This is a genomic window from Tuberibacillus calidus DSM 17572, from assembly GCF_000430685.1.
GTDB classification, from domain to species: domain Bacteria; phylum Bacillota; class Bacilli; order Bacillales; family Sporolactobacillaceae; genus Tuberibacillus; species Tuberibacillus calidus.
In genome coordinates, this window is record NZ_AUMM01000029.1 from 19,516 (window position 1) to 42,609 (window position 23,094).

18 protein-coding genes and 1 tRNA gene are annotated in these 23,094 nt (G+C 45.8%); 15 read left to right on the plus strand and 4 right to left on the minus strand.

Features of this window, described 5'->3' with window-relative positions; genetic code table 11:
- Positions 1 to 35 precede the first annotated feature (35 nt).
- Both H532_RS18320 and H532_RS0108590 read left to right on the plus strand, forming a co-directional pair.
- Entirely contained in the window at positions 36 to 548 is a 513-nt protein-coding gene (locus tag H532_RS18320; RefSeq protein WP_051263226.1) for a DUF6114 domain-containing protein, read from the plus strand.
- Positions 549 to 587: 39 nt separating this feature from the next.
- Complete coding sequence (locus H532_RS0108590; protein WP_155995016.1) at positions 588 to 2,321, plus strand: coiled-coil domain-containing protein; 1,734 nt, start codon at positions 588 to 590, stop codon at positions 2,319 to 2,321.
- Between the two features lie 201 nt (positions 2,322 to 2,522).
- On the opposite strand, the gene H532_RS0108595 is transcribed toward H532_RS0108590, so the two are convergent.
- Positions 2,523 to 4,904 (minus strand): FtsX-like permease family protein, encoded by a 2,382-nt coding sequence (locus tag H532_RS0108595; protein WP_027725147.1) that lies wholly within the window; start codon positions 4,902 to 4,904, stop codon positions 2,523 to 2,525.
- On the minus strand, positions 4,901 to 5,623 hold the full coding sequence (locus H532_RS18325; RefSeq protein ID WP_051263227.1) for an ABC transporter ATP-binding protein: 723 nt from the start codon (positions 5,621 to 5,623) through the stop codon (positions 4,901 to 4,903). The genes H532_RS0108595 and H532_RS18325 overlap by 4 nt, the downstream gene beginning before the upstream one ends.
- A 266-nt stretch (positions 5,624 to 5,889) precedes the next feature.
- Between H532_RS18325 and rlmD the strand changes: the two genes are divergently transcribed.
- Entirely contained in the window at positions 5,890 to 7,284 is a 1,395-nt protein-coding gene (gene rlmD, locus H532_RS0108605) for a 23S rRNA (uracil(1939)-C(5))-methyltransferase RlmD (protein WP_027725148.1), read from the plus strand.
- Positions 7,285 to 7,696: 412 nt separating this feature from the next.
- Here rlmD and H532_RS0108610 read toward each other — a convergent pair whose 3' ends face one another.
- Complete coding sequence (locus tag H532_RS0108610) at positions 7,697 to 8,197, minus strand: preprotein translocase subunit YajC (RefSeq protein ID WP_038111897.1); 501 nt, start codon at positions 8,195 to 8,197, stop codon at positions 7,697 to 7,699.
- A 157-nt stretch (positions 8,198 to 8,354) separates the two neighbouring features.
- On the opposite strand from H532_RS0108610, the gene aroD reads away from it, so the two are divergent.
- Positions 8,355 to 9,125, plus strand: coding sequence for a type I 3-dehydroquinate dehydratase (gene aroD / locus H532_RS0108615; protein ID WP_027725150.1), 771 nt, complete (start codon positions 8,355 to 8,357; stop codon positions 9,123 to 9,125).
- Between the two features lie 43 nt (positions 9,126 to 9,168).
- Here the strand turns inward: aroD and H532_RS0108620 are convergent.
- Positions 9,169 to 9,241 (minus strand) — tRNA-Lys (locus tag H532_RS0108620).
- Positions 9,242 to 9,632: 391 nt separating this feature from the next.
- Here H532_RS0108620 and H532_RS0108625 point away from each other — a divergent pair.
- From H532_RS0108625 to H532_RS0108675, 11 genes are all read left to right on the plus strand, one after another.
- Positions 9,633 to 10,049 carry a helix-turn-helix domain-containing protein gene (locus tag H532_RS0108625; protein ID WP_027725151.1) on the plus strand — a complete coding sequence of 139 codons (417 nt, stop codon included), beginning with the start codon at positions 9,633 to 9,635 and terminating at the stop codon, positions 10,047 to 10,049.
- A 5-nt stretch (positions 10,050 to 10,054) separates the two neighbouring features.
- A complete protein-coding gene (locus H532_RS0108630) occupies positions 10,055 to 10,501 on the plus strand; it encodes a PIN domain-containing protein (protein WP_162142922.1) in 447 nt (148 codons plus the stop codon).
- Positions 10,502 to 10,852: 351 nt separating this feature from the next.
- Positions 10,853 to 12,367 (plus strand): TIGR02677 family protein, encoded by a 1,515-nt coding sequence (locus tag H532_RS0108635; protein ID WP_027725153.1) that lies wholly within the window; start codon positions 10,853 to 10,855, stop codon positions 12,365 to 12,367.
- A gap of 10 nt (positions 12,368 to 12,377) precedes the next feature.
- Positions 12,378 to 13,502: a TIGR02678 family protein gene (locus tag H532_RS0108640; RefSeq protein ID WP_425426252.1), complete on the plus strand. Its 1,125-nt coding sequence runs from the start codon at positions 12,378 to 12,380 to the stop codon at positions 13,500 to 13,502.
- Entirely contained in the window at positions 13,499 to 17,641 is a 4,143-nt protein-coding gene (locus tag H532_RS0108645) for a TIGR02680 family protein (RefSeq protein ID WP_027725155.1), read from the plus strand. Before H532_RS0108640 ends, H532_RS0108645 begins: the two co-directional genes overlap by 4 nt.
- Entirely contained in the window at positions 17,634 to 18,917 is a 1,284-nt protein-coding gene (locus H532_RS0108650) for a TIGR02679 family protein (protein ID WP_027725156.1), read from the plus strand. The genes H532_RS0108645 and H532_RS0108650 overlap by 8 nt, the downstream gene beginning before the upstream one ends.
- Before the next feature lie 183 nt (positions 18,918 to 19,100).
- Positions 19,101 to 19,775, plus strand: coding sequence for an RNA polymerase sigma factor (locus H532_RS0108655; RefSeq protein ID WP_281169035.1), 675 nt, complete (start codon positions 19,101 to 19,103; stop codon positions 19,773 to 19,775).
- Positions 19,776 to 19,858: 83 nt separating this feature from the next.
- Entirely contained in the window at positions 19,859 to 20,227 is a 369-nt protein-coding gene (locus H532_RS0108660; protein WP_027725158.1) for a VOC family protein, read from the plus strand.
- Between the two features lie 24 nt (positions 20,228 to 20,251).
- Positions 20,252 to 20,683, plus strand: coding sequence for a VOC family protein (locus tag H532_RS0108665; RefSeq protein ID WP_038111900.1), 432 nt, complete (start codon positions 20,252 to 20,254; stop codon positions 20,681 to 20,683).
- Between the two features lie 109 nt (positions 20,684 to 20,792).
- The gene (locus tag H532_RS0108670; RefSeq protein ID WP_027725160.1) at positions 20,793 to 21,335 is read left to right on the plus strand and encodes an HAD-IIIA family hydrolase; all 543 of its coding nucleotides are present in this window, start codon (positions 20,793 to 20,795) and stop codon (positions 21,333 to 21,335) included.
- A gap of 124 nt (positions 21,336 to 21,459) precedes the next feature.
- Positions 21,460 to 23,010: a bifunctional ADP-dependent NAD(P)H-hydrate dehydratase/NAD(P)H-hydrate epimerase gene (locus H532_RS0108675; RefSeq protein ID WP_027725161.1), complete on the plus strand. Its 1,551-nt coding sequence runs from the start codon at positions 21,460 to 21,462 to the stop codon at positions 23,008 to 23,010.
- Positions 23,011 to 23,094 lie beyond the last annotated feature (84 nt).

The following is a 23,094-nucleotide window of genomic DNA, read 5'->3' on the forward strand; positions in this document are numbered from 1 at the left end:
GTAGCGTGACACCACGAACGGAGGTGGAAGTCACCATGGGTAAGGACAAAGCCGAGCGAAAACGGATCAAGGCGGAAAAATTAGAAGCAAAACTTCAGAAAAAACACCAAAAGTTGGAGAATGCCGGCAAATTTAAACTTTGGCGGAACCACCGCCCCTTTTGGGGAGCGACTTTATCTGTATTGGCCGGCCTTTTGATTCTTTATATACCGATCCAGCTTTATGCCATCGCTTTTGTCCCAGGAAGCTTTGCATTTGTTGGATTCTTGTTCGGCGGACTCGTGCTTATTCTAGGCGTTTTGGCATATCTCTATCCGCAATTTTCAACCGTGCTCGGCGTGATCATTATGTTTTTATCGATTCTCTCTATTATGGGGGCGTTAGGCGGTTTTCTGTTTGGCACGATTTTTGGAATCGTCGGTGGCGCCCTTTGCATTGCTTGGAAGGAACAAGAGATTCCGCATTTGCCGGATCAATCCAAAGAAAGTAAGGAAAGCAATCATTTGATTGATCACAGCGAGGTGGCGAGCACAAAATCAACGACGTAACTTCGAGTGACGGAGATTCGCGGGCAAGGGGATTTTGATATGAAAAGTTGGATTAAGACACATAAAAAGTTTTTCTTCATCGGATGGGTTGGTGTACTGATTCTCAGCCTTTGTTTTTCGATTTATTCCCCTAATAAAGTAGTTGCGGAAGGTGAAACAGGCGATTCGGGTAATAGTGGCGGGTTTTTAGTCGAAGCCGACAAAGTGGAAGGGACAATGGATGTTCTAAAAATCATCACTGAAGGCGAAGCGGCTATCGGAGAAGGGATAATTTACGGCTTAACGATGACAAAAACTTTGGCCACAGACAAAGGGAATCTAACTATTAAAATTAAATCACCGGGCCCTATTAATGTGGAAAACTTAGTAGGAAAGTTAATCGGTTTGCCGGTGTTGGGCGGAGTTTGCACACCGAGCAAGGTCGGTTGGGCTTGCATGACCGATGTAAAAATGACACTCAGCGATCAAACGGCAGATGCCATTGACTTGCCGAATGCGACCGTTGAAACCTGTTTAAATGACCAATGTCAGGACGTATCCAATCTGGCAAAGGCTCTTCTTGCGACCAAGACCCCTGAGGAAATTAAAAAGGAACTGCCCAGTTTGCAAAAGGACTTAGAGAAAGCGGCTGACTTGATTGAGCAAGCGAAAGATCTTGCGGATCAAATCGAAAAAGACAATGCCATCGATGCTGTAAACCAATCGATAGAAAAGGCTAAAAAGCTTGTCACATCACCGAATCAATTAAAGCCGGTTGCCGATCAAATTGGCAACACCTATGACCAATTACTGAAAGCTTCTGGCGACTGGGGAGCAAATTTGGATGAGGCAAATCAGCTCCTCGATCAAGTTGGTCAGCAAATCGAGCAAGATGAAAAGGTCGTAAAAAACATGCCGCAGCTCGAGGCATTAAGCAAAAATTTGGCAACGCTGAAAAAACAGCTTGAGGACCTAATGGATAACGCCGAAAAATTATCTAAACAGCAAAAACAGTATCAAGATCGTCTCGATGCAACAACCAAACAGATTGAAGCCTTAAGGCAACTGATTTTAAGTCATAAGAACGTGTACGATGAGGCACTGTTGCAAACCATTCTTGATGCTCTTTCAGTCGGTATTTTAGATCAAGCACCCGGTAATCTACAGAAAAACAAGGGTTCCGGGTCAATAAATGAAGATTCTAGCGCCAAGGATCAAAAGCAAGACACCAACCAAACCGATCAGAATACGTCGCCTACAGATACAACGAGCAGTAAACCTTCGGATCAAGGGACGACGAACGATACCAGTCAGGGTCAACCCGATAGCAAAGCCGAACTTAAAAAACAATGGCAAGAAGCGCTGCAGAATGGGATGGCGAATTGGGCTGCCATCAAACCAAACCTTGACAAAGCCAAAGATGAAATAGAGACAATGGACCATTTGGCGGATGAATTAACCCACAGCTTGCTCATCATATTAAATAGATTGGATCCGAAGAAGGCTAAGGCATTTGACAGTCATTTGGATGCCCTAGAAACGCATATGGAACACCTTGACGGGCAAGTTTCGGCCTTAAAGACTTCTATTTCTAAGGCGGCTGAACTAGAAAAACAACTCGGGATAAGCAGTAAAGATTTACAGACACTAAAATCAAACTTGGCTGAATTGAAATCGTTGAAAACCTCCCTTCATCAACTCGAAGCGAAACTCAACGCATTGCCCGAATTTAAAACCATAGATGGGTTTATCGATCGAATCGAAAACCTTCAATCAGATATTGGAGCCTGGTAAGTTCAGAAGTATAATGAAGCATCCCATCGCGGGGGGATGCTTTTTTATATTGCTATGAGAGTATAAAATTTTTCCACGCCAGCCTAATTACAACTAAGGATCGGCCTACACCTAAAAGGCTTGGCAGAGCCAAGTTTTCTTTATACTGGCTAGATAATATATCATTTTTTCCGGCAAAGGCCTGGGGATGTCCAGCATCCCCTACTCCGAGGCGATCACATTCCGAATGGGCTGCTTCAGGCAATTCCGAATTGGAACCCAACCAGCAATGATGCCCACAGCTGCTGAGATTAAAAACCAAAGGGTTATTCCCGAATAAGCATAGGCAAAGTCCAATGGGGCCCGAAACAATGCTTCACCGATTTCGTAAGTGAGTGCGAGGCTTGCGGGAACAGACAATAAAACCGAAAAAAACCAAGCAGTAAAGCTGATCACAAGGCTTTCTGATGTGATGATCCGAAAGATCTGGATATCATTAGCTCCGATCGCGCGCAACACGCCCATTTCCCTCATCCTTTCCATGATATTCAAACTCGTGTTGCCAGTCAGACCGATGGCGGAAACCGTTAAGATCAAAAGGGCCATGGCGGTTAAAAAGATTAAAAGGACGTCGGTGCGGGCTTCTTGCTCATCGGCCATATCGCTCGTGAGGCGATAGGAGGAAACCGATTGTTTGTGAGCTGTAAAAGCTTTAATGATTTTTTTCATCAACATCATGACTTCGTTACGACTATGTTGGGTTGTGACAATGTTGATCAGGCTACCTCTATTGGCATCAAGACCGGTTGAATCGAGCACATGTGGATCGGCATAGGCTGCCGCTTCACCGCTAACCTTTCTGATTAATCCGACCACTGTCAATTTTTTGTGGCTACCGTTGACATCCACTGTTATGACGTCACCAATATCGATCCCCTTTTCGGATTGGAGAAGAGATGTATCCAAAACGATCGCATTTTTATCTTCAGGCTGAAGCCAACGCCCTTTAATGACATCAGGCTTAACGAACGCGGAATGGATTTTGGGCACATATATTTTCAAATCCTGGCTGTATGTGCCGTCAGGACGAAGGCGATTCCCGTAAACTTGGTTCCAAACTTCAAAAGTCTTGACTTCAGGGACGGTTTTTAAAGCCAAAGCGATTTGCTGAACCGATGCGGGTTTTTTTAAATGAATTTGAATATCGTATTGATTATATTTCAAGGCATTTTGATTGGTTTTTTCCATGGAACTGCGAATGCTGAACACCGACAAGATGACGGTGCCGCTTAACGTTAAAGCGAAGAGACATAAGGCTGTCCGAGCTTTTTTGCGAAAGGCGTTGCGAAAAGAGAGACGTAAGGAACAAGACCCGCCTCTGAGCGTCCGGAAAAGTGCCTTCCTCTGTTCTCTGGAGCCGTTTATGGCCTCACGAATGGACATTCGCGTCCCCTTTAAAATGATCCAAAGACAAGCGGCTTGTGGAAGCACGATGCCTGCAAGAACTTGAAAGACAATGATGCGCCAGGAAAAACCAATCGTTGAAGCATCAAAGCCTAGCATTTCCATCGAAAAACTTGTGAGGCATCTCGCCCCAAAGAGTCCGAGCGGGATGCCGATGACGAGGGATGCGGCACTGTAAATCAACACGCTTGAGAAATACATGACTGAAAGTTCACGCGGGGTAGCGCCGATCGATTGCATCACCCCGATTTCCCGCGTTTGATGGTTTAAAACGGATTGTATGGCGTTGACGACGATGCCGCAAGCTGCGAGAAAAACAAGGATGCCGAGTTGTTCTAAAATAATGGTCATCGATTGGACAATGTCAAACGCCCAATGCTGCCTTTTCTCCGGAACATGCGTGGAGTAGACGCGGATCCCGCGGTCTTCCAAAAATTTTTTTATACGGATGGCCGTATCCTGTGCTTTTTGCGTGTCATTTTTATTGCCGGAGATCGTAAACGACAGCCAGTTCCACCGCTTGGAGTATCCAAACAGCTTCAAATCATCCGGGTGGATATAGCCGATGCCGGTTTTTGTCAAAAAGGTCGTTTCTTCTCCCGGTGCTTGAAGCGTGCCGGTAATGGTCATTTTTCGTCTTTTACCATTCGATGTTTCGACCCAAACGGTGTCTCCAATATGCAAATGGAAGCTTTTTAACGTATTTTCTTCTAAATACAGGCCGCCGCCTGGGTGCGGCCAATGCCCGGATTGGGATAGCACACGTTCCATGGACTGCTGATGATAGTCCATGGCATAGAGACGAAGTGCCTTCCAGCGGCGGAAATCCGGCTTTGTCCCGGGAGTTGCCGGTTGAATTTTGGCATTTAACATCGTACGACCTTCGGCGCGTTCGACGCCTTTTACCGTTTGAATTTCCGAAAGCCGTTCTGGGTTGATAGATTTAAGATAAAGGGTACCGCTCGCTGGTTTTGTGATGTGAAAACTTTGGTTCATGCCTTCTGTTAAAATATAACGGGCTTGGGCGATGGTGCCGATTCCGGTCATGCTCATGGCAATGACTGTGATGGCCAAAAAGGTTCGGAATTTAAAGAGCCCCAAATCTCTTAGCACTTTTTTCTGTCTCGGACGGAATATCATCGTGAAATCGATTCCTTTTGCCTAAGTTTTTTGCGCTTTGCCGATAAACTGCTGCCGGTGACCTTGCCATCGACAACCGTGATCAGCCGATCCGCTCTATCCGCTAAAGTGTGATCATGTGTAACAATGACAACGGTCTTTCCACGAGCCGCCAACTGTTCGAACAGGAAGATAATTTGGTCCGCGGTTTTGGAATCGAGGCTCCCCGTCGGTTCATCGGCGACGATGATGGGCGGATCATTGGCCAGTGCCCGCGCAATGGCCACCCGCTGTTGCTCTCCGCCCGAGAGTTCCGCCGGGAATTTTCTTGCGGCATCGGCCATACCGACCTGCTGTAAAAGCTCAAAAGCTCTTTCCATTTGCTTTTGCCTCGTATACGTTCGACAAAAATCCATTGGAAGCATGATGTTTTCAAGCGCGGTCAATGTCGGCATTAATTGAAAAAATTGAAAAACGATCCCGATGTTTTTGCCGCGCCATTTCGCTAACCGCGACCGACGAAAGCGGTGGATGTTCTTCCCGAGAATTTCAACTGTCCCAGACGTCGGCTGGTCAATCCCTGTGATCATATTAAGCAGCGTCGATTTCCCACTCCCCGATTTTCCGATTACCGCAGCAAACTCGCCTTTTCCAATCGTTAGGTTGACGTGGTTCAGTGCCACAACTTGCGTATTTTTTTCACCATACGTTTTAGTGACATTTTTCAGTCTTATGACCATAAGATGCCTCCGAGTGAATTTTTACCCAATATTATTTTTTACCGAAGGCGAAGGATTATAAAAGTTCTTGAGCGATGCAATGTACACGCTTTATGAGAGAGATGGTGTTCTTGGGGCTGTAACAGCTTCAAAAATCAGAAATCTAGGGGGCTCAGCGCTTGGCATTCCATTCAGATTCGTTATAATAGTGAAGTATGTATACAGATGAAGCGCGCCTTTTAGGCCACTTGAGATAAAAGTCATATGAAATAGAAAGGTGAAAGACTGTGGCTAGGGAAAACGGACAAACGTTCATCGTTGACATCGACCGTCTCGATGCCAAAGGTTCGGGTCAGTCGGTCATTTGGCATGAACATGAACCTGGTCAACCGCCAAAAAAACTCAAGTTAACGATCCCCCGTACACTTCCGGGAGAGAAAGTGCGGGTAACGGTGGACCGCCCCAAACGAAGACGACGCATCGCGGTACCTGAAGAAATTTTACAAGCTCATGAAGAACGGATTGTACCGGCTTGTCCGCATTTTGACCTTTGCGGCGGATGCGTCTTTCAACATTGGCAATATGCCGGGCAATTAAGGCAGAAAACCGCCCATGTCAAGCAGGCGATTGAACGGGCAGGTTTTGATCCGAGCCTCGTGCGTGAGACAATGGGCATGGATGATCCGTGGCATTATCGGAATAAAATGGAGTTTACTTTTGCCCCGGATGGCACGCTCGGTTTACACGAACAAGGAAATTTCCGAAACATTATTGCGCTTGAGACGTGTTTGATTTGCCGCGAAGAAATGACAGCGGTTGCCATGGAAGTGGCGCATTGGGCGAAAACCCATGCCTTGTCCGGTTATGATAAGAAAAGTCATGAAGGATTGCTTCGTCATTTAATGGTCCGTCAATCATTTGCGACCGGTGAAATGATGCTCGCTTTGTTTGCCACGGAAGGACCGGAAGCTCACGAAAAGGCCGTTCTTGATTTGAAAACAAGGATTGGCGAAAAGTTCCCTCAAGTCAAAAGCCTCTTGTGGCTCGAAAACACGCAATGGGCCGACCGAACGCAATCGGAGAAGTCGCATGTTTTATCCGGACGCGACTTTATTTATGATGAACTAGCGGGATTTCGTTATCGTCTCTGGTTTGATACGTTTTTCCAAACGAACCCGACCCAGGCTGAAAAACTCGTTGAATTGGCTTTGGAAATGGGAGAACCAAAGAAAAGTGAAAAAATGATTGACTTGTTTTGCGGGGTAGGGACGTTTTCGCTACCATTTGCTAAACGAGTTGAGCAGCTTGCCGGCATCGAAATCGTCGAGACATCGATTGCCTCCGCGAAGCGAAATGCCGCCGATAACGGTATTTCGAATACATTCTTTTTGGCTAAAGATGCCCGCCACGGCATCGATGAAGTGCTCGAAACCTTTGGCACACCGGAACTGTTATTGCTAGACCCGCCCCGCTCCGGCGCCGGTGGCAAAGTGATGCGTAAAATCGGCCGCGCCCAAACTGAGCGAATCGTTTATGTCTCCTGCAATCCGGACACTTTTGCCGAGGACATCAAGGAGCTCGTTCCATTCGGCTATGAACTTAAGAAAGTCCAACCCGTCGACCTATTCCCGCATACGGTGCATGTGGAGTGCGTGGCATTGCTGTCAAGGGTTGAGATATAAAGAACATCGTTATTTTAGAGGTTGATTCAGAAGAGGAAGCAAGATCAATTATGGAGAACGACCCTACAGTAGCAGAAGGTATCATGAAGGCAGAATTATTTCCTTATAGAGTGGCATTAATGAAAAGATCCACTTTATAGGTAAATACGTTTTTTTAGGCCTTTCTAATGCCTTTGTATATTCCTATCTTGAAAACGCCAAAAAATGGTGACCTTTTGTGTGGCATCCCTGATAAATAATGTTTAACTCAAAGTTCGCATGCGGATGCCGTGTTGGATAATAGCTGTAATTTTCCCGCGAATTGAAAAGTGTATGGTATAGAAAAACTTGCCTTTAATGATTTTCACCTGGCCCTTTAGCATAAAAAGGGTCGGGTGAATTTAATATAATTTAAAAGACAACTAGCTCTGTGCTAGAGCCAGTTGTCATCGGAGCCGCCATCCCAACCGCCAAAATCGATATCATTCTGCTGCCAACCGGGGTCAAAGTCGACATCGTTTGTGTTTAGGCCGTTGTCCCCATCGGCATTCCAATCCGAGTCACCGCTAGGATCGTAATCACCGTCCACGCCGTGGCGGAGTTGGTCAATTTCTTGCTGTTGCAGAATGTTTTGTTCTTGCAATTCCCGCAGGAGTTCATGATCTTCCATATTTTGCATCGCCATGAATTGGTCATACCCGATGCGGCCCTCTTCAAGAAGATAAGTTAATAAAGCCCCTGCCGCTAAACCGCCGGCAAAGGTGCCGAAACGACCGAAACCACCTCGCCCGATGGGTGGCTCATAATAATCATACGGGTCAGGATAGACGCGTCTTTGCGGTCCGTAGACAGGGGGCTGATGCCGGTGTGTCAACGGCCGGATGATTAAGAAATACGCTAATACTATAATGATAACCAAGCCGATAAAAGTCATGGTCAAACCTCCGTTATGCGTTCCTGTTACAATAAATACGTAAAGGACGGGCGTTATGTTTCAATGGACCCACAAATTTTCATCACCATTTTAAGGAAAACCATAATCTTTTTCATTAAAATAGACCTATAGTCTTTTAAAGAGGGGCGGGTTCAACTTGAAAACCATCACGATCAAAAATACAGTGATTGGTGAAGGCATGCCGAAACTGATTGTTCCCATGACAGGGAAAAATGATGAAGAAATTATAAAGGAAATTCAGTGGCTTCGCCCGATGCGCCCGGACATTATCGAATGGCGTGCCGATTACTATGAAAAAGTTGAGGACGTAGAGGTGCTACTCTCTACACTGGATAGAGTCAGGCGCGCATTGGATGACGAGATCCTTTTATTCACATTTCGAAGGAAGCTAGAAGGGGGGCAAAAAGAGGTCTCGGCGGATGTCTACCAAAACTTGATTGAAACCGTCATCAAAACAAAGAAGCCGGACATGGTGGATATTGAGCTTTTGTCAGGTGAAAGCATAGTCCGTTCACTCGTCGCTTGTGCTCGAGCTCATGGTGTCAAAGTCGTCATGTCCAACCACGATTTCCACAAAACACCGCCAAAGTCGGAGATTATTGATCGCCTTTCCAAAATGCAGGCACTTGGTGCGGATGTGCCGAAAATAGCGGTGATGGCAAATAGCATGACGGATGTTTTAACGCTGTGGGATGCCGCTAATACCATGAAAGAAAAGCTTGCTGACCGCCCTTTTATTGCCTTGGCGATGGGGGATTTCGGCATCATTACGCGGCTTGCTGGTGGACTTTTCGGTTCAGCGGCGACATTCGGCGTCGGTCTAAACGCTTCCGCACCCGGGCAATTGCCGGTATCAGAGGTTAGAACGGTTCTAGAAATTCTTCATAAATATGAGGCATCAAAGTAAAACCCCGCGAGGATTTCCCGCGGGGTAAATATTTCAATGAAAATGGGGCATGTAGGACTCGAACCTACGACCTGATGATTAAGAGTCACCTGCTCTACCAACTAAGCTAATGCCCCGTGCAAATTAATTATAGGACGGCGGATTGAAGGCTACAAGGAAAATGCTTGCCTAGTATAAATCACAATTTGGCGGTATCCTCTATCAATTTTTGGCACTCTGCATTGTTCATCTACATCCTATCGCGTTTCACTTGGTGGCCAGTACACATTGAATGTTTTTGTAACCTTTGCCTCACACGATCTATAGCCAACTTGGCCTTTTTAACCCGCATGTTTTCATAAAATTTGCGAGAACTTAATAAAAACAAAATAAAAGTAACAGAAGCAGGTGGATGATAGTTAACACCCAATCACAGACAGTGCTACCTATACCATACATATACCCTTTTGATGAAAAACTTGGGGTAAGACAAACATTCACTGGATATACTGTCTGTGAGGTGATATAATGAACACTATTGACACTTTTGATAGTAAGGAAGATAATGAAGATAAAGGAAAGGGCGGCGATCAAGACATGGAAGCAGTTAAACCTTTAGAGAAAGTGAGTCAGACCGAATGGTTGACGACGGGGCAAGCAAAAGAAATCCTGGGCGTGAGTTCTGTAAATACCGTTAAACGGTGGGTAGCCGAAGGTAAGTTAGAAGCCCGGAAGATAGGACAGAACAACTGGATGAGAATCTCATCAGATTCAATCCGTCGATTATTGCAATCTGGTGACAAAAACGTCCAGGCATTTAGAAGGCTCAAAAAACAATTTGATTCAATGTCTGATCTTGATTTTGAGTTAACTGAAGAGGATTTATCCCAAATGTCGGATCGAAATATGGGAAAATTACCTTGGGAGAATCTGAAAGATAAATGACGATCTTGGCTGTCATTGATACATCTTGCCTGGTTTCTAATAGTCACAGAGAGCACTTAGTGACTGCTGCACAAGAGGGCCTTTATGTACCCATTTGGTCTCCATGGATTATCGCTGAATTAAATCGGGTTATGACCTGGAATTGGATCAAAAACAAAGGTGTCAGTGAGAAGGAGAAGTTTTCAAGAAGATACAAAGAAATGATGTCCATTCTTACAGGCTCTTTTCGTTGTGTTGACCCAAAACCACCATGGATTAAAGCGTGGCCATCATTAACCGATAAAGATGATTTACCAATCTGGTCGACAGCCAAATACGCAGAGGCGCAATACATTGTGTCGCTAAACACGAACGATTTCCCTCCGCCTAACAAGTATGGAATTCATATATGGGAGGGAATCGAGTACATAGTTGTTTTAGAGTTTTTTAGGAGAATTCAATATGAGTTTTAACAAGTTTATGGCCGCCGGAGACAATTGGGCGGTTTGTTTTGTTTAGGGAAAAAAACGGTGCAAAAACTAGATGTAATAAATACAATCGATAAAATCTTAAGTGCAAATGAGCAATTTCCAAGCAAATGATGTCATTGATGATGAGGATTATTATGATCGCATCAAAAAAACGTGTTGTCATCAATGATGAAACGAAATTAAGAGGATGATGATAGGCACAAATTATTACAAAAAAGAAAGCTTTTCATTTATAAAGGAAAACGCGGGAAAACTCCACTAGTGTGCGAGTTTTCATCTTTTTGTTTTTCATTTACAATAGTAGATAAGAAATTTGAACAGGGTGGTGGTTTTTTGGACGCTTCCATGAGGAAAGTGGTTGAAGCAAGTTACTTAACCGCAGAGTCCGCCGAATATTATCGCTCCATACTGAGGTATTTCTTTAAACAGCATGAGAGAATGCGAGATTTTATCGCGCCAGAGGAAATTCTGGAGCATATGCGCACCATCCCGGCTTTTTATGATTACCAAGAAGAGCAACTCCACCAACATTTGGCGCAGCTCGTGAAATGGAATAATTTAGTTGCCCGTCAAGATATGACCAATGCAAAAACCGTTGAGGAATATAAGAAAAAGCGCTTCCGCTACCAGTGTACGCCGTATACCGTAGAAATTGAAAGAATGCTGATTCAACTTGAGAAGATTGGCGATACTTTCCAAGGGTCGCTGGAACGCTCCCAATTTGACCGGCTACTTCAAGCGATCGCGACACTTCAGGAGGAAATGGACAAGGGACTGGATAAGCCTTCCGAAGAATACATGCGGCTGTGGGAAGATGTCTTTCGTTATTTTCAAACGATCCGGACGAGGACGGCGGACTACATTGCTTATATCAACAGTGAAGAAACGAATCAACGCATGCAGACGGAAGCTTTTCTCGTTTTTAAAAACCAGTTTACCACATACCTTCGTGACTTCATCCTTTCGCTACAAAAAACATCTTTGCAAATCCAAGAACGCCTTCGGGAACTGACTGCTGACCGCCTCTCTCCCTTCTTCCAAAAACTTGTTCAACATCGCCTTTCGATTCCCCGATTAGAGGATATCTCGACATCCAGTGAGGATTGGCTCAAGGAATACGAGGAATACTGGGATTCTCTGCGTTTATGGTTTTTAGGGGCGCCGAACCGAGAAAGCGAGTTGGAGATGTTGCAATGGCAGACGAATGAAATGATCCGGCGCATCTCGAGATATGTGCAACGCCTTGGAGAAAGACAGCAGCATTTTCGCAGCCGCAAAAAAGATTATTTGCATCTTGCCCAATGGTTTGCAGAAACCGATGATCTTGAAGAGGCGCATAAAATATCATCGGTCGTTTTCGGTGCGATGACGGTTGAACATTTACACATGGAGGATGCGTTATCAGATAATCTTTATGCAGACACTTGGGAATTGGAGCCGGTGGAATGGCCGATTAAACCGCGAACGATCCATTACCGAGAAAAAACGAAGCCGGGTGCTTTTCAATCGAATAAAGAAAAGAAACAAAAGCAAAGGAAGAAATATTTGGAAGAGAGATTGAAGGAGCGGGCGATGATTGCCAAGCATATTTCCCAAGGAGTGATCAAGCTTTCGGAAATTGGAAATATTGATCCGTTTGTCCGTAAAGTGTTCCTTAGTTGGATTGCGAAAAGTGCGGTGGCGAAAAACCATACCATCAGAACCGATGACGGGTTAATCGTTGAAGTCCGGTTAAACAGAGAAAAGATGATCACGCTTACGGCTGAAGATGGGGTTTTAAAAATGCCGGAGACGGTTTTTGTCATAAAGAATGGAGGCGAACAGTTTGGAACCCTCACATCCGTTTGATGAAAAAGCGATGCTTGGGCTCGAATTGTTGTTTCACCATTACTGGATCTTACGCGATGACAATCCAGAAGCCTACCGGCTCATCCGCGAGCGCGAAAAAGTACTGCGCCGCTATATTAACGAAAAATTTGGTATGCGTCTGATCGTCCATCAACATTTTATAAAGCTGGAAAAAGTGCCGGTGGATCCGGAAGCGTGGATGGGTATTCGCGAATTCCAAGAACCGATGGATTATGCGATCTTCTGCTGCGCACTGTCCTTTTTGGAAGGAAAAGCTGTTGACGAACAGTTTTTACTCTCGGAATTGTGTCAGGAGATCCAAAGCGTCTATCCCGGCCCATTCCCATTGGATTGGACCGTCTATACCCACCGAAAATCGCTGATTCGAGCTGTTAAACAGTTGATGGCCTTTCATCTCATCCGGACGGTCGACGGAGAAATCGAGCGATTCGACCGCGATGAAAACGAAGAAGTGCTGTATGAAGCGACGGTCTATAGCCGATATTTTATGCGATCATACCCTGAAGACTTTTCTTCTTACCGTAATTGGCAAGAACTTTTGGCAGATGATTGGAAGCTGAATACGGAAGATGAAAGGCGTAAGCGCGTTTATAGAAAGCTCTTCTTTTCACCGGGGATACAAAGAAAAGAGCGTGACGACCCGGACTTTATGTACATCCGTCAATTTCGAAATCGGCTCACTGAAGATATTGAAAGCCATAGCGATTATCGGCTCCACGTCTATAAAAATACCGCTTTTTTGTCGATTGAGAATCCGAAACAATACCATCACGTTTTTCCTGACCAGAAGGCCTCCACGGACCTTTTGCTGCAGTTATCGCATTTTTTGCATGAACACTCGGAAGCCTACGTTCCGAATGAAAAAGGCGAAATTTTAATGACGGAAGGCGAATTGGAACAAGTCATTGACCGGTTGCGCGCGCTTTATGAAGAAGGATGGGCGAAAACATTCCGGGAAAAAAGCACGCCTATGATTCGTGCGGAGTTGTGCGCCGTCATGAAAGAATGGATGATGGCTGAAGAGGATGCGGGATCATTCATCCGGATCAAATCGTTATTGGGCGTCATGACCGGAAAATATCCCGATGACTTCAGGAAGGAGGAGACCCTATGAGTTTCGACCGTTGGATGATGAACCGAGCTGGGCTATTGAATTTTTGGTATTATGACGATGAAATTTTCACTTTTTCTAATGGAAAACTGCTGCTTCGCGGGACGAACGGGTCGGGGAAATCCGTGACGATGCAAAGCTTTATTCCGGTTTTACTCGACGGCAAGAAAACTCCGGATCGTTTAGACCCATTCGGATCCAAAGCGCGAAAAATGGAAGATTATTTATTAGGGGAAAAAGATGTGGTAGACCGTGATGAGCGGACAGGGTATCTTTTCTTGGAATATAAAAAGCAAAACACCGAACAATACCTTACCACCGGCATTGGGATGCAGGCGAAGCGGCATAAGGGCATTAAATCTTGGTATTTTTTGATTACCGATAATCGCCGGATCGGTATCGACTTTGAATTAGCCCATACGCATGGCGGGGACAGGGTGCCGCTTTCCGCAAAAGAACTGGAAAATCGCATCAGTACAGGCGGTTATGTCGTCCATAGCCAAAGTGAATACATGGAGCTCGTCAATCGTTATGTCTTTGGTTTTCAGTCGATTGAGGCTTACGAAGACCTTATTAAACTGCTCATTCAACTGCGCAGTCCGAAGCTTTCCAAAGATTTTAAGCCGACGGTTATTTATGAAATTTTGGAATCGGCCTTACCGCCTTTAACAGATGATGAGCTCAGGCATTTATCGGACACGATCGAAAGCCTAGATCAAGCTAAACAACAACTCGACCAGCTTGAGCGGGAATATGAATCGACAAAGCGGCTCGTCAAACAATATCACGCCTATAACGAACTGATGATGTATGAGAGAGCGAGAGAATGGCAATTTGCCTTGAAAAAACGCGATGACGCAGAAAGTGAAAGGAATCGGCTCGCAGAAGCGATTGAACAATTGACTACGGACATCGAAGGCCTTGAAAAAGATAAAATTCGCTACCGCAAGCAGAAGGAGCTGGCGAAGGCTGAGAGCGAACGACTGCAGAATCATGAAGTGTGGCGGTTAGAATCGGAAAAAACGAAAATTCAGGAGCGAGCGCTTGAGCTATCTAAGGAAATTAAGGCGCTTGAAGCCAAATGGGATCAAAAAAAGGCGCAATATAGGGAAACACAAAAAGCGTGCGAACGGGAAGAAGATACCCTTCATCAAGCAGAAAAAAGTCAGCAGGAAATACTGGAAGAATTAGCTTATGACGCCGAGGATACGGCTTTTTCGGCGCATGAGACAAATGCCCAAGATTACGCGCGACTTAAAGAGGATGACTTCGATTTTTCGGTCTGGCATAAAGAAGTCGAGGACCATGATGCGCTTCTAGCAATGCTTAAACAGCTTGCCGAAGATGCCGATCGCCTTAAAGCGGAGCATGAACGCTTGGAACGGCAATCTTCCGAGAAGAAAAGGGAGCTAGATGAATGCCGGCAAGAACTTGACCATTTAAAGCAATGGTTTAATGAACAAAAGCAGGTGCTTGAGGAAAATATTTTTCAATGGATCAAACACCATCCCGAATTAACGATCCCCCAAGACCGCCTCCAAGAGGTGATGCGTGCCATGCAAGGTTTATATGACACGCACCGCTATGACGACGTTCGGGGACCGTTGGTTGATGCGATCAATGATTATACGGCAGAATTAAAAACGAAAATCCGTTTAAAAGAAAACGAAAAGCGGGCAAAAGAAGAAGCCATCCAGGCAGCCGAAGCGGACCTTAACTATTGGAGGACGCTGAAGATTCCTCAGCCTGAACGTCCAGAAGAAACCGAGCGTTTTCGTCAAGAACTCGAAGAAAAGGCGACCCCATATCTTCCATTTTATGCGGCGGTAGAGTTCCAAGATCATGTCACGGACGAACAAAAAGAACGCCTAGAAGCGGCCCTAAAGAAAACAGGTATCCTGGACAGCTTGATCACAGCAGAGCCTGTCATCCCGCAACATGACAGCGTCATCGGCCGAAAACCACGGCTGCTTGAGCCGACGCTAGCTGATTTTTTACGTCCCGATGTCGATGGCGATAGTCCGGTATCCGCTGATGTGATCGATGAGGTCCTGCGCAGCATTCCACTCACCCCGGATGACGGCCTATTCCACATCGATGCTGACGGCCGCTATACCATTGGTTGCCTCAGCGGACATGCTCCGATTGAAGGGTCATCGAAGTATATCGGGCGCTCGTCGCGCAAGCGCTATCAAAAGGAAAAAATAGATGAATGCCTCGCCCAACTTGAAGCTTTGCGCGCAGAGTGGGAAGCGCTCCATCAAGAGGTTATTCAGCTTGAAGCTGCTCTGGAAGAAGCAGACGGCTTACGGCAAACGCTGCCATCTGATAAGGATTTAAGTGACTTGTTTTATCAAATCGAAAGTACGACACGACGCATGAAAGATTTACAAGAGACTTTAACGGCTTTAGATCAGGAGTATAAGGCTGTTCACCAACAGTTCCGGCTTGTGCGCTCTGAGCTTCAGGCGAAAGGCGGGCATTTGAATCTGACATTGACCGATGAGGCGCTTGGTTTAGCCCAAAAGGCTTTTAAGCATTACAGAAAAAATATCCATCAATTAGAAACAGCGACGCAAGTTTTTCGATTTGCGAAAAGGCGCTTGGATGATCTCAGACACCGCCTGCGGGAAATTGAAGCCGATCTTGATGAAATCAAAGGCAATGCGAACATAAAAACCGATCAGCTCAGCCTAGCACAATTAGAAGTCGCCTCCATTGAAAAACAGCTGAAACTGCAAGGAATTGATGACGTGCGGCGGCGCATTCAGGACGTGCAACGCGCGTTGAATGAGGCGGAGCATCAAATGGAGGCGATCAACCACACGCTTCCGGAAAAGATGACCGAAAAGCGGAATCATGAAGAAAAAAAAGCTCTGGCGGAAGTCAAATGCCAATTTTGGTCAAGAATGGCCGATGTTTGGGAGAAGATGGTGAAGGCGGAAGCAGCACTTGGCTTTATCGAAATTGAGGCCATTGAACCGGAAGCCATTTTAAACCAACTTCGCCATGCGGAAAAATACGATCGCGCCAAAGTGAGTGAACAGCTTTCAAAGGCCTTCATCAATGAACAACAATTTTTAACCGAATACCGCATGTTTGAATATGCCGTTGATACGGAGCGCCCGGATTGGTTTGATGAAGATGATGGCGGCGAGTTTGACCCGTTTAAAAGAGCATGGGAGCAGATGAAAAGCCGTCGCCTAATCCAAATGGAATACCTTGGTCAACGCGTCAGCCCGTACTTTGTCCAGTCAACACTAGCAAAGGAAATCGAAGACCAAAAAATTTGGCTTGATGAACAAGACCGGAGGCTTTACGAAGACATTGTCGTCAATTCTGTCGGTGTCATTTTGAGGCGCCGCATACAACGCGCAGAAAAATGGGTTCAAGAGATGGACAAAATCATGAGGAGCCGCGACAGTTCAAGCGGGTTGACATTTTCCATTGCGTGGAAGCCGCTCACGGCCGAGACGGAAGAAGAACTCGATACGAAAGACCTTGTGAAATTACTGCAACGCAACAGCAAGTTTTTAAGTGAAGAAGATTTAAATAAAATTACGAAACACTTTCAATCGAAAATAGAACGGGCCAAAGAGCTCATTCAATTGCGAAGTGAAGGCGCAACCCTCCACCAAGTTTTAAAAGAAGTGCTCGACTACCGGAAATGGTTTGCGTTCGTCCTATCCTATCAGCGAGTGAACGAGCCGAAACGGGAATTAACGAACACGGCGTTTTACAAATTCAGCGGCGGGGAAAAAGCGATGGCCATGTACATCCCGCTGTTTACAGCCGCTTATTCCCGTTATGGGGAAGCCGGCAAAATGGCCCCATACATCATCTCACTCGACGAAGCTTTTGCCGGAGTCGATGAAAACAACATCCGTGATATGTTTGAAGTCGTTGAGCAACTCGGCTTTAATTACATCATGAATTCGCAAGCTTTATGGGGCGATTATGATACGATTTCATCGCTTTCGATCTGTGAGCTTGTCCGTCCCAAAAATGCCGATTATGTCACCGTCATTCGCTATCACTGGAATGGCCGTGAGCGCATGTTGGTCACAGAGGCTACGGAAACGTCTGATTCACAAGTAAAAGAATCGCATGCCGCACAGCCGGAGTTGGTCAGTCATGAATAAAACCGTGGATCTTTTTCGGACAGAGCCGGGATTCTACAAGCTTTTCAATTTATTTAAGGAAAAATACCGCTCGCTCGGGCGCCTCGGCGGGTCCGTCAAACTGTCGGGCTTTACCCGCCAGGAACTGGAGTCCATCGCTGGATTTTTAGCCATTCCACCTGAGGAGCTGGCGGAAAAAGGCAAAGTAGGGCTTATCGCCTTTGAAAAAGCCTTAAAGCAGACGGCTTTTGCTCAATATCGCTTGCCGGAATTGATCGAAACCGTGCTCGGAGAAAAACTCATCACGAAAGCTGAAGAAATACGGGAAAGCGAAACAAAAGAAGCGGCGTTTTGGGCGCAATTGGTCGAGGAATGTCCGGAAGGTCGTTGGTGGTGGGAGCATATTCGCTCGAAAGCACCGGATGCGCGGTGGATTTGGGCTTTATATCACGAAGATGCCGAGGCTTTAAAGGCTAAGCTTTTGACTGTTTTTTCTGCGTATCAAGCACTTCCCGCGGCTGGTGCGTATGAGCGGTTGCCATTATTTAGCCAACGCGTGACGGGTCAACCCCATTATTTTGACCAAGATCGAACAGAAGGCAAACTGTTTCTACATTGCCTGCATGTCGGTCAATTCCAACAAGATGCCATTGAAACCATGCCAAAGACATCAGAAGAAATCAACGACCTTTTGGCGAAGTATGGTTTGCTTAAAGATGATCTTTGGAGTTTTGTGACTTGTTGCGGTTTGATTGCAGAAACAGCGAGTGGCGCATCCCGTGTGTTTCAAGCGGCTCTCGAAGATGGGGCGGCATTAAATGTGCCGATGCGGGAACTGGTTAAGCTGCGAAGAATCTCACCAGCGGTGGGAAATAAAGTTTGGATTCTCGAAAATTCAAGTGTTTGCTCAACTTTAATGGATGAAGTGCCTGGTGTGCCGATCATTTGCACCCACGGTCAGTTTCGCACGGCGGCATGGATCCTTATCGATCGACTCCTTGAATCTGACGTCGAATTGCACTACTCTGGCGACCTTGACCCAGAAGGGCTGCAGATGGCGGCTCGCTTGCATCGGCGGGCAGCGGGGCGCGTCCGATTTTGGCGGATGGATGTGGCCGCCTACCAACGCTCCCGTTCCGATGAAGACATCTCCGACCGCCTGATAAAATTGGAGGGCATCCAGATCCCTGAGTTGGCTCCTGTTATAGCCGAGTTGAAAAAAACAAAGAGAGCGGGCTATCAGGAAGGCTTAATTTCCGAATTAGTCGCTGATCTGCGAAAAGAGTACGGCGCTTGAGTACGGTTTTACATCTCCATTTGTTCCAGAAAATGAGTAGAAATGCTTGCTGTTATGGACTTGTTAAAGGTGACAGGTTATGTTCGTGGTGGTAGTTCACCGAAAAAACATTTCAGACTTTTATTTTCTTGTTCACAAGGAGCGAAAAAGCCATTTCAAATGAACCATATTAATGATAGTTTTATGAGAACCCTTGAGCCTTTTAGCTCTGATTTGTACAGATATTGTCGGATGATGACAGGAACGCCTTGGGATGCGGATGATCTCTATCAAGAAACATTGATGAAGGCCTACCAAGCATCAATATCTTTTGGCGAGCACCCAGCGCCGAAAGCGTATTTATTTAGGATTGCGACGAATGCTTGGATTGATCAATGCCGGAAAAACAAATACTCTTTGGATACATATGAAGACGAGCATTACGCCGTAAAAACACAAAACTTGGCGTTTGACATTCGCGAGGCCATGGAAGAATTGTTATGCCATTTACCACCGCGCCAATTGTCCATCCTTCTGTTAATTGATGTATTCGAATTTGATGTCCGCTCGGCCTCAGTATTGATGGACATGACAGAAGGCGCGTTAAAGGCGGCGCTGCACCGGGCGAGAACGACTTTGAAACAAGTAAAACAAGAGGAAGGTCAAGTGCGTTCAAGCTTGAAATTAAAAAGCGTGCCGGAACTGGTTGATATTTTTCTTGCCGCTTTTCAGAGGCATGACCCGGTTGCGGTGAGCCGAGCCTACTATTCTCTCAAACACCATGGTGTGGATGTGATGCGAGTGGCAAGCCGCGGTGCGGTGTCTTTCCAATTCGAGGACCCGGACGGCAATGTTTTTACAGTTGTGACGAAAACTTAAAATTTCTTTTGCATTGACCGTATCCTTTTTCAGTTATTCAACGTTAATAGGGTGAACTGACTATTTTAAAGGAGTTGGATTAAATGGCTTTTATCAAAAGGATTGACACGGTCTTTGTTCCAGTGACCGATTTGAGGCGGTCGGAAGAATGGTATCTGAAGGTGTTCCCATTTAAAGTCACGTTCCGAAGCGCTGACGGCAGTTATATCGGTTTTAGTTTTAAGGATCATCATCCGCTGCAAACGGGGCTGTGTATTTACAAAACCGATAAAGTGGAAAGAAATGGGCATCCGTCGTTTAATTTTTACGCGGAAGATATCGACGGCTACCACCATTTTCTGAAAGAGCAAAATGTTAAAGTGAGTGAAATCCATGAAGATGATAACACGCGCTTCTTTGAATTTTATGATCCGGATGGCAATGAACTAAGCGCTGTCACATTTCCGGAGTAATGGATAAAAAAGGAGAATGATCAAATGGCCATACCGCAGATTACCAAAATAGCGACCGTGGAAATTCCCGTTTCCAATTTGGAGCGTTCCATCCAATGGTACACGGATGTTTTAAAACTGAAATTGAACTACAAAGGCGAAAAAGAAGCGATGCTGCTTTTTCATACAAAAGGCAGTCCGACAATTTTTCTGGTGGAAACCAATGAGAACAGAAGGCTTTCCTTTTTAAACACCAACACCGGCATCACCCACAGCGTCATTGACTTTTATACGCCCGACTTAAAAGGATTTTATGAGTACCTTAAAGAGAAGAGTGTGGAAGTCGGCACTTACAATGCGGATCAGGATAATCCGAAAAGTTTGGGAGGATTCGGTTTTAAAGATCCGGACGGCAATTGCCTTTCCGCCTGCAATATCGACCATGATAAGTATATTGTGGAAGAAGCGTTGGCATAAGAATCACGAGAAGGATGCTCACCGGCACCTTCCTTTTTCTTTTTCTTGGGAAGACTATAATGTAAAAATGGTAGGATTATTATTGATAAATAACGAAGGGTGAAAATGCGTGGGTAAATTCGATGCCGTATTTATTGACAGGGATGGAACGATTGGGGGGACCGGACATTTTATTCACCCGAAAGATTTTCAACTTTATCCCTTCAGCCGCGAAGCTTTCCAATTATTAAAGAGCCATAATATTAAAATGTTTGCTTGTACAAATCAATGGAGAATAAGCCTGGGACAGGCAACCATGGATGATTTTTATAATGAATTTAAGTCCTTTGGATTCGACGATGCCTTCATTTGTCCGCACGGTCCCGATGACGGCTGTGATTGCCGGAAACCGAAACCGGGGCTTCTCATTGAAGCAGCGAAAAAGCATCACTTGGATTTGAAAAGGACCGTGTTTATTGGCGATGTTGGGGGAACCGATATGCTCGCGGCCGACGCCGTCGGGGCAAAAAAAATATTAGTTTTGACCGGCTGGGGGAAAACTTCTTGTCATGAATACCGCGACACTTGGGCAGACGTCGAACCGGATTACATAGCCGAAAACTTGCTCGAAGCCGTGAAGTGGATCATAAAAAATAATGGTAACAAGCGCTAATCCTCCTTGCGAACCGCAAAAGGGATGGCTTTTTTCAATAACACGTGATTATCTTGAATTATAATTTAATTGCACAGCGGTTTGGTAAGAACGATATGATCCTGATCATTCAGGGGGGATGTTGATGTACATAGCCGGACAAAAGGAAATGCAGGAAATGGACCGCTATACCATGGAGACGCTCGGGCTACCGGGCGTTGTGTTAATGGAAAATGCCGGAGCGAAAGTTGTGGAGGAAATGGCTGCACATTATCCTCTTGAACGGTCACGCGTTCTCGTCCTCGCTGGCGGTGGCAATAACGGCGGGGATGGGTTTGTCATCGCCCGGAGGCTCATTGATATGGGAGTTGATGCGGCCGTTTGGCTGTTAGCCGACGAGACGCGGGTCAGAGGGGACGCCAAGATCCATTTTGATGTTTATAAGAATCGAAAACTTCCCCTCTATCATTTAAAAGACCATACGTTTGCGGAATTGGAAGTAGAAATCCGCCGCGCTGACATCATCGTTGATGCTATTTTGGGTACGGGCGTGCACGGCCCTGTCCGGGATCCTTATGCTCAAGCGATTGCTCTAGTGAACGCGCTTGCTGAAGACAAGCCCGTCATTTCGGTGGACATCCCGTCGGGAGTGGATAACGAGACCGGAAAAGTGGAGGGCGAGGCCGTCAAAGCTTCAAGAACCATCACTTTTGTTTTCCCGAAAAAGGGCTTTTTTCTCAATGAAGGCCCGCAATATATTGGGGAATGGAAAGCCGTTGATATTTCCGTTCCGCCGGGTATTGTAAAAGAATTAGGCTTTCAGTTGCCGATATTAATGACGGAGTCTCTCGCCAAGTCATCCATACCGAAACGGCTGTCGCATGGGCATAAAGGAACATTCGGCCATGTCCTTGTCATTGGCGGGTCAAAGCATTTTGTCGGTGCTCCTGTCTTTACAGCAAAAGCGGCGCTGAATCTCGGGGCAGGTCTTGTGACTCTCGCCGTTCCCGAAACGATGTATCCCATCGCGGCAAGTCTTAACCCTGAATCCTTATTTTTTCCTTTACCGGAAAAAGATGGCCATTTTGCGGACGAAGCGTTTGCATGCCTTAACCCGGAACTATCCAAATTTGACTGTGTGGCTATTGGACCAGGCATGGGCCGGTTTCCAAATGGCGAACGCTGGATGACATCCTTCATAAAAGATATAAAAGAAGACATACCACTTGTTGTGGATGCCGATGCGTTATATCTTTTGCGAAACGACTTGGATTTGGTCAATGAATATTCAGGGCCTGTCATTTTTACGCCGCATCCGGGTGAAATGGCCCATTTGCTTAATAAAACGGTGAAAGAAATTGAATCGGACCGCATCGGTACGGCAACGGAATTTGCCCGGAATTACAATGTGTTTTTGCTTTTGAAAGGCCATCGCTCCGTTATTGCCGCACCCGATGGCTCGGTTTACATCAATCCGTTGGGGCACGATGCCCTCGGAAAGGGCGGCAGCGGCGATGTGCTGACGGGAATGATTGCGAGTTTTATTGCACAGGGTGCTTCGCCTCTTGACGCCCTCATTTCCGCGAGCTTTCTACATGTGAAAGCGGGGGAAGAACAAGCGAAGGTACTGTCTCATTACGGCGTGCTGCCAATGGATCTTATTGATGGAGCAAAGAGGCAGCTTATCGAGACATAGATTTTTACATTATTAGTTTATGTTTTTCCATATTATGGAGCGTGTGCTCAATTTCGTGTCTTTCTCTGCTGAAAAATGCGCATA

Coding starts and splice junctions, on each gene's coding strand:
- H532_RS18320 (WP_051263226.1), top strand. CDS start 36: ATGGGTAAGGACAAAGCCGAGCGAAAACGGATCAAGGCGGAAAAATTA.
- H532_RS0108590 (WP_155995016.1), top strand. CDS start 588: ATGAAAAGTTGGATTAAGACACATAAAAAGTTTTTCTTCATCGGATGG.
- H532_RS0108595 (WP_027725147.1), bottom strand. CDS start 4,904: ATGATATTCCGTCCGAGACAGAAAAAAGTGCTAAGAGATTTGGGGCTC.
- H532_RS18325 (WP_051263227.1), bottom strand. CDS start 5,623: ATGGTCATAAGACTGAAAAATGTCACTAAAACGTATGGTGAAAAAAAT.
- H532_RS0108610 (WP_038111897.1), bottom strand. CDS start 8,197: ATGACTTTTATCGGCTTGGTTATCATTATAGTATTAGCGTATTTCTTA.
- H532_RS0108625 (WP_027725151.1), top strand. CDS start 9,633: ATGAACACTATTGACACTTTTGATAGTAAGGAAGATAATGAAGATAAA.
- H532_RS0108640 (WP_425426252.1), top strand. CDS start 12,378: ATGCTTGGGCTCGAATTGTTGTTTCACCATTACTGGATCTTACGCGAT.
- H532_RS0108645 (WP_027725155.1), top strand. CDS start 13,499: ATGAGTTTCGACCGTTGGATGATGAACCGAGCTGGGCTATTGAATTTT.
- H532_RS0108650 (WP_027725156.1), top strand. CDS start 17,634: ATGAATAAAACCGTGGATCTTTTTCGGACAGAGCCGGGATTCTACAAG.
- H532_RS0108655 (WP_281169035.1), top strand. CDS start 19,101: ATGAGAACCCTTGAGCCTTTTAGCTCTGATTTGTACAGATATTGTCGG.
- H532_RS0108660 (WP_027725158.1), top strand. CDS start 19,859: ATGGCTTTTATCAAAAGGATTGACACGGTCTTTGTTCCAGTGACCGAT.
- H532_RS0108665 (WP_038111900.1), top strand. CDS start 20,252: ATGGCCATACCGCAGATTACCAAAATAGCGACCGTGGAAATTCCCGTT.
- H532_RS0108675 (WP_027725161.1), top strand. CDS start 21,460: ATGTACATAGCCGGACAAAAGGAAATGCAGGAAATGGACCGCTATACC.